The sequence below is a fragment of the Cruoricaptor ignavus genome, from assembly GCF_900141665.1.
Classification (GTDB): domain Bacteria; phylum Bacteroidota; class Bacteroidia; order Flavobacteriales; family Weeksellaceae; genus Cruoricaptor; species Cruoricaptor ignavus.
The window spans coordinates 39,887-53,596 of the sequence record NZ_FQYI01000002.1; the positions used below are offsets into that span (position 1 = coordinate 39,887).

17 protein-coding genes are annotated in these 13,710 nt (G+C 41.3%); 9 read left to right on the forward strand and 8 right to left on the reverse strand.

Features of this window, described 5'->3' with window-relative positions:
• The first annotated feature begins 33 nt into the window (after window positions 1-33).
• Complete coding sequence (pncA, locus tag BUB43_RS02635) at window positions 34-639, forward strand: bifunctional nicotinamidase/pyrazinamidase (RefSeq protein WP_073178097.1); 606 nt, start codon at window positions 34-36, stop codon at window positions 637-639.
• Window positions 640-695: 56 nt separating this feature from the next.
• On the opposite strand, the gene BUB43_RS02640 is transcribed toward pncA, so the two are convergent.
• The 3 genes from BUB43_RS02640 to BUB43_RS02650 form a co-directional block, all read right to left on the reverse strand.
• On the reverse strand, window positions 696-1,655 hold the full coding sequence (locus tag BUB43_RS02640; protein ID WP_073178099.1) for a pseudouridine synthase: 960 nt from the start codon (window positions 1,653-1,655) through the stop codon (window positions 696-698).
• Between the two features lie 115 nt (window positions 1,656-1,770).
• On the reverse strand, window positions 1,771-2,718 hold the full coding sequence (locus tag BUB43_RS02645) for an electron transfer flavoprotein subunit alpha/FixB family protein (RefSeq protein ID WP_073178101.1): 948 nt from the start codon (window positions 2,716-2,718) through the stop codon (window positions 1,771-1,773).
• A 32-nt stretch (window positions 2,719-2,750) separates the two neighbouring features.
• Window positions 2,751-3,494, reverse strand: a complete 744-nt coding sequence (locus BUB43_RS02650) for an electron transfer flavoprotein subunit beta/FixA family protein (protein WP_073178103.1) — start codon at window positions 3,492-3,494, stop codon at window positions 2,751-2,753.
• Between the two features lie 364 nt (window positions 3,495-3,858).
• Here BUB43_RS02650 and rpsF point away from each other — a divergent pair, with 364 nt between their 5' ends.
• The 3 genes from rpsF (at window position 3,859) to rplI (ending at window position 5,118) form a co-directional block, all read left to right on the forward strand.
• Window positions 3,859-4,203 carry a 30S ribosomal protein S6 gene (gene rpsF / locus BUB43_RS02655; RefSeq protein WP_073178104.1) on the forward strand — a complete coding sequence of 115 codons (345 nt, stop codon included), beginning with the start codon at window positions 3,859-3,861 and terminating at the stop codon, window positions 4,201-4,203.
• A gap of 18 nt (window positions 4,204-4,221) precedes the next feature.
• On the forward strand, window positions 4,222-4,524 hold the full coding sequence (gene rpsR / locus BUB43_RS02660; RefSeq protein ID WP_073178107.1) for a 30S ribosomal protein S18: 303 nt from the start codon (window positions 4,222-4,224) through the stop codon (window positions 4,522-4,524).
• A 66-nt stretch (window positions 4,525-4,590) separates the two neighbouring features.
• Entirely contained in the window at window positions 4,591-5,118 is a 528-nt protein-coding gene (gene rplI, locus BUB43_RS02665; RefSeq protein ID WP_073178109.1) for a 50S ribosomal protein L9, read from the forward strand.
• Window positions 5,119-5,175: 57 nt separating this feature from the next.
• On the opposite strand, the gene BUB43_RS02670 is transcribed toward rplI, so the two are convergent.
• The gene (locus BUB43_RS02670; RefSeq protein WP_073178110.1) at window positions 5,176-6,297 is read right to left on the reverse strand and encodes a DNA polymerase III subunit; all 1,122 of its coding nucleotides are present in this window, start codon (window positions 6,295-6,297) and stop codon (window positions 5,176-5,178) included.
• A 161-nt stretch (window positions 6,298-6,458) separates the two neighbouring features.
• Here BUB43_RS02670 and BUB43_RS02675 point away from each other — a divergent pair, with 161 nt between their 5' ends.
• Entirely contained in the window at window positions 6,459-7,742 is a 1,284-nt protein-coding gene (locus BUB43_RS02675) for a BamG family beta-barrel-assembly machinery protein (protein ID WP_073178112.1), read from the forward strand.
• Window positions 7,715-8,314 (forward strand): LPS export ABC transporter periplasmic protein LptC, encoded by a 600-nt coding sequence (gene lptC, locus BUB43_RS02680; protein WP_227411542.1) that lies wholly within the window; start codon window positions 7,715-7,717, stop codon window positions 8,312-8,314. The genes BUB43_RS02675 and lptC overlap by 28 nt, the downstream gene beginning before the upstream one ends.
• A 29-nt stretch (window positions 8,315-8,343) precedes the next feature.
• Here the strand turns inward: lptC and BUB43_RS02685 are convergent, their stop codons facing one another.
• A complete protein-coding gene (locus BUB43_RS02685; RefSeq protein WP_073178116.1) occupies window positions 8,344-8,730 on the reverse strand; it encodes an orotate phosphoribosyltransferase in 387 nt (128 codons plus the stop codon).
• Between the two features lie 33 nt (window positions 8,731-8,763).
• Between BUB43_RS02685 and BUB43_RS02690 the strand changes: the two genes are divergently transcribed.
• Window positions 8,764-9,366, forward strand: coding sequence for an NUDIX hydrolase (locus BUB43_RS02690; protein ID WP_073178118.1), 603 nt, complete (start codon window positions 8,764-8,766; stop codon window positions 9,364-9,366).
• On the opposite strand, the gene BUB43_RS11065 is transcribed toward BUB43_RS02690, so the two are convergent.
• Window positions 9,363-9,482, reverse strand: a complete 120-nt coding sequence (locus BUB43_RS11065) for a fructosamine kinase family protein (protein WP_143154016.1) — start codon at window positions 9,480-9,482, stop codon at window positions 9,363-9,365. The genes BUB43_RS02690 and BUB43_RS11065 overlap by 4 nt on opposite strands.
• A 491-nt stretch (window positions 9,483-9,973) precedes the next feature.
• Between BUB43_RS11065 and BUB43_RS02700 the strand changes: the two genes are divergently transcribed.
• The gene (locus BUB43_RS02700; protein WP_073178120.1) at window positions 9,974-10,828 is read left to right on the forward strand and encodes a tetratricopeptide repeat protein; all 855 of its coding nucleotides are present in this window, start codon (window positions 9,974-9,976) and stop codon (window positions 10,826-10,828) included.
• Between the two features lie 417 nt (window positions 10,829-11,245).
• Complete coding sequence (locus tag BUB43_RS02710) at window positions 11,246-13,201, forward strand: TonB-dependent receptor plug domain-containing protein (protein WP_073178123.1); 1,956 nt, start codon at window positions 11,246-11,248, stop codon at window positions 13,199-13,201.
• Window positions 13,202-13,239: 38 nt separating this feature from the next.
• Here the strand turns inward: BUB43_RS02710 and BUB43_RS02715 are convergent, their stop codons facing one another.
• Together BUB43_RS02715 and BUB43_RS02720 are read right to left on the reverse strand one after the other, a co-directional pair.
• Entirely contained in the window at window positions 13,240-13,455 is a 216-nt protein-coding gene (locus BUB43_RS02715; RefSeq protein ID WP_073178125.1) for a fructosamine kinase family protein, read from the reverse strand.
• Window positions 13,456-13,501: 46 nt separating this feature from the next.
• Window positions 13,502-13,699: a hypothetical protein gene (locus BUB43_RS02720; protein WP_073178127.1), complete on the reverse strand. Its 198-nt coding sequence runs from the start codon at window positions 13,697-13,699 to the stop codon at window positions 13,502-13,504.
• Window positions 13,700-13,710 lie beyond the last annotated feature (11 nt).

Sequence of the window (13,710 nt, forward strand, 5' to 3'; positions counted from 1 at the left end):
TAAATTTACCGCTTAATTTTCAAATTTTAACTTATGAAAAAGGCGCTGATTGTAGTGGATGTTCAGAATGATTTTTGCGAAGGCGGTGTATTGGCTGTGCCCGGTGCCAATGAAATCATCCCGTACATCAACCTTTTGATGGAAGATGAAACCTATGATCAAATAGTGCTGACGCAAGACTGGCACCCGGCAAATCACAAAAGTTTCGCAAGCAACAACGGCAGAAAGGTTGGGGAAACTATTTCTCTAAACGGCATACCGCAGTTTATGTGGCCGGACCATTGCGTACAAGATACCGCCGGGGCGGAATTTCATCCAACTCTCAACACCAGCCGCGCTACGCACATCATCCAAAAAGGGAAAAATTCAGAGATTGACAGCTACAGCGCCTTCCAGGACAATAATCACTTTATGCAGACGGGGCTGAACGACTTCCTGAAATACCACGACATTCAGCTGGTGGAAATTGCCGGCCTGGCACTCGACTATTGCGTAAAATTCACCTGCCTAGATGCGGTGAGAAACGGCTATATCACCTGCCTCCATTTTAACGGCACCAGGGCGGTAAATGTAAAGCCAGAAAATGCCCGCGATACCATTTATCAGTTATTGGAGAACAGCGTGACGGTGCTGGGATAGTCATTTGATGAGATTAAGGCTTTAATCAATGACATATCAATAATCATTAATAATTCTCACAGTTTCTTCAGATTCTGCACCTCGAGTTCGTTTAGGATTCTCCAATAGCCGCGTTTTACATTCTTTTTGGTAAGGCCTGCGAACATCACCCTGTCCAAAGCCTCCACCTCGTAGCCCAGCTTTTGGAAGATGCGGCGCACCACCCTATTCCACCCGATGTGTAGCTCTATCCCTATCTCGTTTTTCGGCTTTCCTTCGATGTAGGAAATCGCATCAACCTCTGCAACGCCCTCTTCCAGACGGACCCCGTCCGCAATCTGCTGCAGATCTTCGCGGGAAATTTTTCTGTCGAGGGTTACATGGTAAATTTTCTTCACATTAAAAGAAGGGTGCGTCAGCTTTTTCGTTAGATGCCCATCGTTGGTCAAAAGAAGAACACCTGTAGTGCTCCGGTCGAGGCGCCCCACTGGAAACACGCGGTACGGCGAGGCATTTGCTACCAGATCCAGCACAGTCTTCCTCATCTTTTCGTCCTTGGTGGTGGAAATGTAGCCTTTTGGTTTATTCAGCAGGATGTAGACCGGTTTTTCCGGTGTGATGCTTTGCCCATCGAAGACCACCCTGTCGGTTTTCTGTACTTGGTAGCCCATTTCGGTTATTACTTTTCCGTTCACCTCCACCAGTCCTTGCTTTATAAGTTCATCAGCTTCTCGGCGGCTGCAGATTCCCGAATTGGCTATGTACCTGTTCAGGCGGATGGTATCTTTATGAATGTCTCTCTCGATTTTCTCCAGGCGGCGTTTTTGCACGAAATTTTTAGTACGCTCATTTCTCTGCTGCCGCTCTCTGTCCTCAAAATTTCCTGAATTTCCGCGGGAAAATTGGCGGTCACCTTTTTCATATTTATTTCTGGAATCAAATGCAGAACCGCCTATGTTTTTGCGGCCCCCTTGTTCCCTTCTCTTCGACGAGGGATTCTGCCTGTTGTCTCTTCGTGAGTTTTGATCTCTTCTCATATGCTGCAAATTTACGGTGATAATTATTAATGAGATTCACGCGTACAGTTTTATCCTAAAAAAAAATTCCCGGAAAAGTGCCGGGAATTGAATTTAGATTTTGGAAGCTTTAAAATCAGCCTTTCAGAGCGCGGATTTTTTCAGTAAGCGCAGGCACTACTTCGAAGGCATCTCCTACCACACCATAGTCTGCAGATTTGAAGAACGGCGCCTCCGGATCATTATTGATTACAACGATGGTTTTAGAACCGTTCACGCCTGCGAGGTGCTGTATAGCGCCGGAGATACCCACCGCGATGTAAAGGTTAGGGGCGATGGCTTTACCAGTCTGCCCCACATGCTCGTTATGCGTTCTCCAGCCGATATCGGAAACCGGTTTGGAGCAGGCAGTAGCAGCGCCAAGCAAGTCTGCGAGCTCTTCTATCATGCCCCAGTTTTCAGGCCCCTTCATACCGCGGCCAGCGGATACCACGACTTCCGCTTCCTTCAGGTCGAGCTTTCCAGAGCTTTGTTCGTGAGAAATTACTTTAATATCGTCACTCGCTACAGAAACTTCCCTCACTTCTTCCGTTCCGCTCACCGGGTTTTCCTTAGTGCCAAAAGCGTTTTGCAGCACTGTTACCACTACGCCCTCCGCGTCAGATTTTGCGTGCATGTAGCCTTTCCCCGAAAATGAACGGCGGGTAACCTGGAACGGCGCCACGCTTTCCGGAGCCTTCAGTGCGTTGGTAATGATTGAATAATTTTTAAGCACAGCCAGCATTGGTGCCACAGCAGAAGCATCGGCAGTGTGTGGGAAAACGATGATCTTCCCGTCGAAAACTTCGTTCACGGCTTTCGCATAAGCGTGTGCGCTGAAATTCTTAAGTCCCTCATCTTTAATCACCACTACCTTTTCAGCTCCGAATTTATAAAGTTGCTCAGATGAATCCGTCGGGTTTACGGTAACGGCTGTCACGCTGTCGCCAGCCTGATCGGCGATGGCTTTCGCGTAGGACACTGCTTCAAATGCTGCTTTTTTATAAACGCCGTTAATATTTTCTGCATATACAAAGATTGCCATATTCTTATTGAATTTTTTTGTTAAAGTTTGGATTAAATTACTTTTGCCTCTTCGTGGAGCAGCCTTACCAGTTCGTCTAGGTTGCTTGGCTCCACAAGCTTTACTGCGGCTCTTGGTGGTACGCTCTCAAATCCTGCCGGCTCTACCCGCACATCTCCAGACGCCGGCTCCACCACCTGAAGAGGTTTTGTTCTAGCAGACATAATGCCCCGCATATTTGGGATGATGAGTTCCTTTTCGTCCACAAGACCTTTCTGCCCAGCAAATACTGCCGGCAACTTCACGCTGATTTTTTCTTTACCTCCCTCTATTTCGCGGAGCGCGGTAGCTTCTCCACCGTTTACTTCCAGGCCGATAGCCGCATTTACAAAAGGGATGTCTAGAAGCTGCGCCACCATACCCGGCACTGCACCGCCATTATAATCAATGGATTCCTTACCCATCAGGATGATGTCGTATCCCCCATCCTTAGCTACATTAACGATTTCCTGAGCGGTCTGGTAGCTGTCTTTAGGCTCGATATTCACACGCACGGCGTCGTTAGCACCGATGGCCAGCGCCTTGCGGATAACCGGCTCAGTACCTGCATCTCCCACATTTAGCACCGTAACCGATGCGCCGGATGCCTGCAGCTGAACGGCTCTGGTAAGGGCGAATTCATCGTGAGGGTTGATCACCCACTGTATGCCGTTTTTATCAAACGCAGACTTGTCTGCTGTAAAGTTAATTTTCGAAGTAGTGTCTGGAACGCTACTGATACACACTAAAATTTTCATACTTATCTTAAAATTTGCGCTAAAGATAGATAAAAAAATTGTTATGCACGCATAGCATTTTGCAATAATTAATATTTAATGCATACCTATTCTGAGAAAAGGGCGCTTTTTTAATAAGAATCGCTGAGAAGAAATTGTTCCCTGGATACCTTAAATATTCAGAACTTCCGCAACTTGGTTTTTCAGCAGACCATTGTAATAAAAAGTTATTGTTGAGTGTTCGTAAAATTCCGCTTTTTCAGCGTTGCACCTGCAGCAGGGAGTTGCTTGTCACTTTTTTCAAAATAAATCACTGATAATCATTGCAGGTTTGAAAAAATGGTGTATCTTTGCGCCTTGAATTTTTAACCAAAAGTTTAATTTTATGAACAACTACGAAACTGTTTTCATTTTAACTCCCGTTCTGTCTGAATCTCAGGTGGAGGAAGCAGTGCAGAAATTCGTGGACTTCCTGAAGTCCAGAGACTGTGAAATTGTTGCCAAAGAAAATTGGGGACTGAAAAAGCTTGCCTACCCTATTCAGCTGAAGAAGAACGGCTTCTACACGCTCATCGAATTCAAAGGTGCAGGCGATGTAGTAGCAGACCTTGAAACCGCCTTCAAGCGCGATGAAAGAGTAATCCGCTACCTGACGACGAAACTTGACAAGTATGCGGTGGAATACGCTGAAACACGCAGAGCGAAACTGAAACAAGCAAAATCCAACTAACCCGAAAAACGAAAGACAATGGCAATTGACGAAATGGCAAAGCAGGCTTCAGCAGGTGGGGAATCCGAAGTGAAATTCCTAACGCCGCTGGACATCAATACTAAAACTGAGAAAAAATACGACCGCTTTAAGAAATACGGCATCAAGTATGTGGATTACAAAGATCCGGATTTCCTTCTTCAGTTCGTAAACGAGCAGGGCAAGATTCTTCCGAGAAGATACACCGGAACTTCCCTGAAATACCAGAGAAAAGTATCTACAGCCATCAAAAGAGCAAGACATTTGGCCTTGATGCCTTATGTGACTGACCTTTTGAAATAAATTTAAAAAAAGGCAATATTTTGTTGCTGAATTAACAATAATTCTAACTAAAAAAGGACAACAACAATGGACATCATCCTAAAACAAGATGTGGAAAACCTTGGCCTGGAATACGATACGGTAAGCGTAAAGCCGGGCTATGCGAGGAATTTCCTGATACCAAAAGGCTTGGCTGTTTTGGCAACGCCGAAAAACAGAAAGCAGCTGGAAGAAACGCTAGAAGCGAGAAAAGAAGAAGAGGAAAAGCTGATTGCTGACGCGCAAACTAAGGTGGAACAGCTTAAGAAAACGCCAGTAACCATCGAAGCGAAAGTGGGTGCAGGCGATAAACTTTTCGGGTCTATCAACAATGCGGATCTTTCAGAAGCCTTGGCAGCGAAAGGCATTGAAATTGACAGAAAATACATCAAAATTCCGGGCAATACCATCAAGAGAACCGGGAAGTACAGCGCTTTGGTGCGCCTTCACAGAAATGTGGAATACAACTATGAATTCGATGTGATTTCTGACGCACCGGTGGAAGCTGCGCCGAAAAAAGAGGCGCCAGCTAAAACCGAAAATGCCGAAGAAACCGCAGAAACAACGGCAGAATAAGTCATAATAATAAGGTTTTAAGGTTTGTGAGAAAGTCGGCAATTTTGCCGGCTTTTTTTATGCCTTGATGTGGATGTATCGGGAAAGTTTGATGCCAACATCCGTCCACACGATTTTCGGATTGGCATTGCGCTGCAAATGGAAATCGGCATCGGAAAGTTCTTCGAGAATATTGCTGATATTGGCACCGTGAACAAACTTCGAGAAGGCTTCCCAATTGAATTTACTCATCGTTATTTTGCTGTAAACCAAATTGTTAAGTCCGTAATTTTGCATCAATGCCAGCCGAAACATTTTGGCGCAATATTCTAGAAATTGTTTCTGCTTTTCGCGGTTCCAGGATGCGATGTCCCTTGCCCAGCTGATGATGTTCCGCAAAAGTTCCGGCTTGTTTTTTACCATAAAAGCTTCGCGCACCCATTGAACGAAGAGCGTTTCAAACTCGGAAGTTTGCGTTCCGGAATTTGCAAGTTTCAGCGCCGAATTTAAATCGCCCTGAGATTGAAAAACTATGGATTTCAGCTGTTCATCAGGCAAATCAAAATTTTTCGCCAGATAATTCTCGATGGCAGCATCTTCAATCCTCGGGATTTTCGTGATTTGCGTTCGTGAAAGAATCGTTGGCAGGAAGTTATCTTCCGTTTCAGCCGTCAAGATGATGAGCGTTTTTTCCGGCGGTTCTTCCAGAAATTTCAGAAGTTTGTTGGAAGATTTCGCCTGCATTTTATCGGCATTCCACACGATGAGAATTTTCGAGCCGCCTTCATAGCTTTTCAGCGCAAAATCTTCCACCCAGGAAGAAATTTCTTTGACAGAAAGTAACAGCTGCTTGTTTTCGGCATCCAGGAAAGTCATCCAGTCGTTCAGCGAGAGGTACGGATTTTCTGTCAATGCCTCACGAAAAGTTTCCAGATAATTTTTGCTCAGGGCATCGGTTTTCGCCGAGTTGAAAGTCGGGAAGCTCAGATGCAAATCGATATGGTTCAGCGAATCCACCCGTTCTGCAGCATCGGGATTTTCCCGCGATAAAATTTCGCGCGCAAAAGCCAGCGCCAAAGGCAGGCTGCCGTAGCCATCCTTCCCGATGAACAAGTGTGCGTGGCCTACCCTATCCTGCGCAATGCTTTCCAGCAAGGCATTCTTTACTGCACCCTGCCCTACGATGTTTTCCCAAACCATTTTCCAAAGATAAGGATTTGCGGTTTTAGAATTGAGGTTGTTAAGGTCAAGGTTGAAGTTTGGTAAGGCGTGCATTCTCAACCTATTAATCTTAACCTATTTTAACTTTTCCAATTGACAATATTTTAAGATATTTGCCAATTAATTTTACAAAATTCAGGATGAAAAAATTCTGTTTTGCGGTACTGCTGGCAGGAGGGTATTTTGCGGAGGCGCAGACTATCGGGAATTCGCCCTATGCCGCTTTCGGGCTAGGAGATGTAAAGTACGACAATACGCTGGACCATCACGCGATGGGAGGTATCTCTACAGCTTTCGTAAATGATTTTAATAATAAATTCAACTTTCAAAATCCTGCCGCCAACCAGAACCTCGAGCTTGCTACTTTTTCAATGGGTGTCGCCAATGAAAATACTATGTACAAATCGGAAAGCGCTGAGGATGTCACAAAGCATTCCACCTATTTTTCCAACATTTCACTGGCATTTCCCTTAAGCCCAAAATTAAAATTTGGTGCCGGTTTCCAGCCGTACAGCACAAAGAATTATAGCCTTGTGCAAACAGGGAAGCTTGCCGATGATGTGGTGCAGGCAAACCGATTCAGCGGAGACGGTTCGGTAAACACCGCTCAGGCTGCGCTGGGATACTCCATTGGGAAGGGGGTTTCTCTGGGTATCCGTAGCAACTATTACTTCGGCACCGTGAACGATCTGCAGGAAGTTACCTTCACAGGGGCGGAATTAATCAACGGATATAGAACTAAGAATAAGGTTTCTGCGTTTAGCGTCACAGGCGGTGCCACCTGGCAGCAAACTGTGGCAGAGGATTACAAGCTTACAGTGGGCGCGAGCTACACCACGGAGCCATCGGGCGATTCTAAAACCACCATCCTCAACAGTACCTATTATTATGTAGGCAACGATGTAGCGGGCGAGCAGCTTATCTCGCAAAAAACTGTAAAAGGCAAAACCGCAATCCCAAGCGAATTTTCCGTGGGCATAGGATACGGCAGAGATGGCCGCTGGTTTGCCTCCACGCAGGCAGATTTCCGCCAGATGCCGGACATCGAGGTTTCGGGGCTAAATTATCAGCACCGAGATGGTTACAGATTTTCCCTTGGAGGCTGGTATTTGCCCAATTATAATAATTTCAGAAATTACTTCTCGCGCGTTACTTATCGCTTCGGGGGCTTCTATGAGAAAGGCAACCTGAAACTCCAGGTGGATAATGCCCCTGCAAAAGGTGTGGACAGTTTTGGAGCTTCCCTCGGGATGACGCTGCCCTTTGCCAATACCAACATCAACCGCCAGAGCAGTATGGATATTGCGCTGGAAGCTGGGAAGCGCGGAACTACCAGCAACGGCCTGATCCAGGAAACCTTCATCAACTTCAGGGTGGCAATTAATTTTGCAGACAGATGGTTCCAAAAAAGGCAGTACGACTGATGCCCCGCTGTGCTAAATATATTTTTCAGGCGATGGTTTCTGTCGCCTTTTTGGTTTCCTGCGAGGAAGAATTGAAAAAAAAAGACAGGAGAAATAATAAAAATTTCCCAACCGAGACCATACTAAATGCCAACATAATACGGAATGATTCGGGCTATGTAAACCTGAGGTTCCGGGCACCGATTCTGGAGAAATACTCGTTGGTAGATTCTCCCTATGTAGAAGCCAAGAAAGGTATCTACCTGGAATATTTTGATAAAAAAAAGCCGGAAATCCCCGGCAGAATCTGGGCAAAATATGCCCGGATGAATGAGCTGGCGCAGTTTTACACAGCCACCGGCGATGTTAAAATTATAACAAACGATGGCCAGACCTTCGAGACACAGAGGATATTTTGGGATCAGAAAAATCACAAAATGTTCACACGGGATACGGTATTCGTGACGGATAAAGACGGCTCCACGCTCGTGGGCGCCAACGGCCTTACCGCCCGGGATGATTTCTCTGAATTTACTTTCTTCAACAATTCCGGCACCTTCAGCTCGAAGGAAATCCCCAGTGCCGGGAAATAAAAATTCCGCAGGGTGCGGAATTTTGGGCATCAAAGTTTTTCAATCTTATCGGTAAGGCTGTCAAGGAAATTTTTCAGCGGTTTTTCTGCCATCATCCTGATGAATGGGTTAAATTTTCCTTCGAACAAAAGCTGCGCTTCTGTCTGGTTTTCCCCAGCAGGCGTCATCTTACCGTCCAGTTTAAAATCCAGTCCGGACATGGCAGATACAAGCCTAATGTCCTGATCGGTCACTTCATCAATTTTAAGGGCAACTTCCGGCATACCTTTGATTGAAAACCTGAATCCATCGGCCGTAGTCTCAAATTTCTGAAGGTCATCCGGCATCAGTGCGCGGTAGTTTTCCGGATCGCGAAGCATACTAGCGAGTTCTCCGGCGGATTTATTTACGATGATTTTTCGTCCCTGTAAATTCATTTTTCCTAAATTTGTGATATAAAATTCCTACAAATGTATAAAGTTTTTGTCAATGAGAAGCAGATGTCTTTCGCAGAAAATGCGGATATTGATGAAAAGTTTCTGCATTTTGAGGACGCCCACACCTTTGATATTGCTGTGGACCAGCTGGAAAATACTTCCCGCAGCAGCCTCGCCGTAGTGTCCCACGATGTGGAAGGGATGTGGAGCGATTTCCGAAAACATTATAAAAATATAGAAGCTGCGGGTGGGCTTGTGGAAAATTCTGAGGGAAAATTTCTCTTCATCCACCGGCTCGGCAAGTGGGATCTGCCAAAAGGCAAGCTGGAAAAAAACGAAACCGTGCCGGACGCAGCCGTTCGGGAAGTTTCGGAGGAGACGGCGCTCTCCGGCGTAGGGCTGGAGAAATTTATCTCTACCACATATCATACCTACCGCGAGCGTGATGGAAAGTTGATACTGAAAATAACTCATTGGTTTAAAATGAAATACAGCGGAATGGATCTGCCACAACCGCAAACCGAAGAGGGCATTACTGAGGTGCGCTGGATGACGCGCGGGGAAATACAAGATGTGGTAGTTGGAAAGACCTTCCGAAACATAGAGCTGGTCCTTCGCGAGGCAGGGGTTTTTTAGAACTTTGTCAAAATTTCCTTCACCCTGCGGATGTATCCGCCGCCGAACTGCACCGCGTGGAATATCAGGTGGTACAGCTGCGAGACCGGCAGGCGCTCCTCTAGCCCGCTTTCCATCGGGTAATGGAGATATTATCTAATTATGGTACATTCGTATCTATAAAACCAAAGCAAAACATCCTAATCCGCATTGACAATTTACAATAACTATTTCTTTAAAAGGTAAGAAAATAAACTCTAATGTTTTAATCATAATAAGAAAACAGGCAATTAAAAAAATAACACTACTATAAACAAATGCGATAAAAAAAAGACTTCCACACTAAAATAAACCTTAAAATATTAAAAATCGTCTACGACCTATTAAAAACTCTATCACCTCACAAATTCCCTATAGTTAGAATATATCCTAATATTCCAAAAATTTGGCAAAATGAAGAAAAACAACTATAAAGCATATAACATTATAATTATTCCAAGTAATATTAATTTTTGCTAATATTAATCTTTGAATGGCTGATATTATTATATTTGTCATGTTGATGTAATCAAATCACATATGCCTATCAATATTTTTAACATCTCACTAATTCTAAAAATTTAAATCAATGGAAAACATTATGAAAACAATAATCTTATTTGCTGTTTTAAACGGCTTCGCTTCATGTCAAAATAAAAAAGTTGAAACTAAAACCATCAATAATGACAAGGCTCTATCTCATATTGTCGACAGCCTATCATCTAAAAAAACTATTTCTAAAGACACTGTAGATGCGCATCTTACAATTGATAAAAAAAACGAAGACAAAAATGCTCAACAAACAACTGGAGGCAGATACGAACAAATCGTTGACGAAAAGATTGACGTGGCCTATAGAAACAAAACTCCTACTATTCTCAACGATCTTTTAAAATCTATCAATACTGATAATAAGATACCTAAAAACTTCAAAAATTACTGGAAAGCATACATATATTATAAACAGTCTATTCTATATAAAACAGTAAATGATAATGATAAGGCAAGTAAAGCAATTGACGAGGCTCTTAACATTTTGCAGGAAAATTTAAAAACTTCAGAGGATTATGCTTTATATGCTGCTTGCAAATCATTTTCAATTCAATTTGCTAACATGACAAAACTAGCTAGTATTTCTGCAGAAGCGCAGGAATATGCAGATAAATCCCTTGAAATAAACCCTAAAAATGTAAGAGCATATTATGTACTTGCATCGCATAACTTTTATACTCCGAAAATGTTTGGAGGAATGACTAAAGTTGAACAATACTGCATTAAAGGAATTGCGTTGCCTATGACTTCTAGCGAAGATTACTACGCTCCATATTGGGGCAAAGTAGATATCTATAGGCTGCTTATTAAATTTTACGAAACGGAAGGTCGCGAGAAAGACGCTACAAAAATAAAAGATCTTGCGAAAAAAGAATTCCCATCATTCTTTTAAATTATGACTAATGAATGCAGAAACAGTTAATAATCTTTTTTCAGTTTTTAGAATATCAAATCGAATCTCCTGAAAAATTTGAAATAATCACCTATGTAAATCAGAACCCAAATATTTACAAAAAAATTTTTAATTCCCAATATGAAACTAGAATATGTCGTACTTTTCCTTTGTGTTTACCTGAAATGAAATCAGAGGATTATATCCATCTTAAAAACATTAATAATAGAAGGAAAAGCATCCGAAAATATTCACAAGAAGCATTAAGTTATAGTGACTTAAGCGATTTCCTTTCTATATTTTATTCTAGATAGATATTAAAAAGGCACCTTATATAATATATACTTTTTTTAAGTATAATATCAATTATTATTTCTTGGCTTTTTATGCTTTTCCCTATAATGATTTTCCTATATTATGCCTTGGTTAAAAAATAAATTGCTGTTTCTACTTTTCTTTTTAGTATGCTCACCTTTCTATACTCAAAAAAGAAGCGACAGCGTAAACTCTAATAAAATAAATGAAGTAGTTTTAGTAGGAAAAAATCCAATTTCAGAAAAATTTTCAGTTGTAAAAATTGAAAAACTGGACATTTATTTTAATCCTGTATCAAAGGGGGATCCTTTGCACGCTATCAGCATACTTCCAGCATCCACCAATACAGATGAAACCGCAAATCCTGTGCTTAGAGGGGGCACAGCAGACAGGACTAGAGTATTCATAAATGGTGCCCCGGTTTTAAATCCTGTTCGTAATTCGCAGACCAATGGACTTGGTAATTTCTCTTTATTAAATACTGAAATTATTGGCAAGCAATATGTATATGCGTCGAATCCACCCCTATCATATAGTAATTCGAGCGCTGGCATTATAGAAATAGAAACCAATAAAAATTTAAGTCAAGAAAATATTTTAGTTTCCGCTGCCTTGTCAAATTTCGGAATGATGATTAACAAATGGCTATCAGAAAAAGCATTTCTACAAACTTACGGGAATTACCAGTTTTCCGATGCGCTATTGTTTTTAAATAGTGGCAATCTTCCTAATCTCAAAGAATTTTCATCAAACGATTTTGGACTCAATATAAGGAATAACTTTTCTGATCGTTTCTCTGTAAATTCTTTTAATTATTTTATTAATGAAAAATATGCCTCCATAAATAATCTTTACAACTATACAGGTTCGGCAGCAGCTGCTCAAGAAAGATTTTTCACTATTAATAATGCAGATTACCTTTATTCAAAATCTAAATTTAGAATATCGACGGTTTTTGATGTGGGTAATAAAAATTTTAATTTTGGAAGTATAGATTCAAAATCCTCAAATGTCCAATTTATGCTTTCATTTAGCCATAAATATAGGCTTTCTAAAAAGTTTACGCTTCAGTACGGATTCGACTTTTTTAATACTGCATATTCATTTAATGAAATAAAACCCTTATATTTTTTTGCACTCCAGAAAGAATTTCCTCAGTATAAGCAAATTGATAACATTGATTTTAATTATTCTGAAATATATACTTATGCAGACTACGCTCCTTCTAAAAAATCGAACATATCAGTTGCGTTTAGAAAGAATATCTTACCTAAAAATCAAACCTCAGATTTTCTGAGTGCTCAGGTTTCAGGACATTATAATATTAGCCCTAAAAACCGTTTCATCTTCTCTATGGGGCAATATCATAGTTATTCTACCCCAAATTACTTTAATCATAATATTTTTTTGCTAAAAAGTCAACAGATTGCGTTGGATTATTATCACCAGGAAAAAAAGTTAAATATTTCTTCAGCAATCTATTACAAAAAAGATTCCGGAGATTTCATATTTGAAAACCCTGATTCCTATAGTAAAATCAACACATTCGGTATAGAAATATCAACTAATTATGACTTTTCCAAAAATTTATCTTTCAGCCTAGCAAACACCTATATGAATCAATACGCATACGCAAATAACACAAAATTCAATACTTCAAACAATCTTAAATATTTTATCAAGGCACAGATTGTATATAATAATCCCAAATATGTAACAGTCTCATTATCCCTTATAAAAAGACCTGGGAATTTTATTACCTCTGTAAGTAATGCGATATGGGTACCCACACTGCAGGTATTCCAACCTGAATTTGACAATATAAATGGATTTGAACTTAATAATTATAATAAAATTGATTTTTCAGTAAACAAGGTTTTCAGAACTGGAAATTCTAATTCGCTTATAACTTTTTTGTCGATAAATAACATTCTAAACAACAAAAATGAAATGTCTCAATACTATAATACTAACTATGCTTCAAGATTTTATAATTTCTATCAACAAAGAGTTTTTTACTTCGGTTTGCAGTACAGAATTAACACCGCATTTAAGTAGTAAAAGTTACATTACATCAAAACTAAATTACCCCCCTTTTATAAAACTGAAATTTTCTTCCATTCCGAAAGATGCTGCAGCCCGGATGCCTCTTTTTCAAATAAATCGGGAAAATCCTGAAGCTGATTTATTTTAACAAAATATTCTTGCTCTTTGGAGAAAAACGCAAAAGCCTCATTGATATCGCCTCCTGAGATTCTTCGGAGATTTTTTATTTCATAAAATCCCGCAGCGTGAAGTAGCTTTTCTGTCATAGTTTTCTGAAATAAAAAAAGCGGGAACTTGCCCGCCCTAAAATTATTAATTCCCGCTACGGAAATTGCTGTCCCCCTCTTTTGCCGCTTCCGTAATGGCGTCGGAGGCATCTTTTTCCTGCTCACCGGGGATGTCGCCGGTGGTTATATTCCTGCGCTCCGGCTGTGTGGTGCTGGTGTTGGTAAGGTTGTTGGTAGTGGTATCCTGCCCCACTGTGGTTTCTTGAATTTCCTTCTTTTCCATCTTTGCAAAAT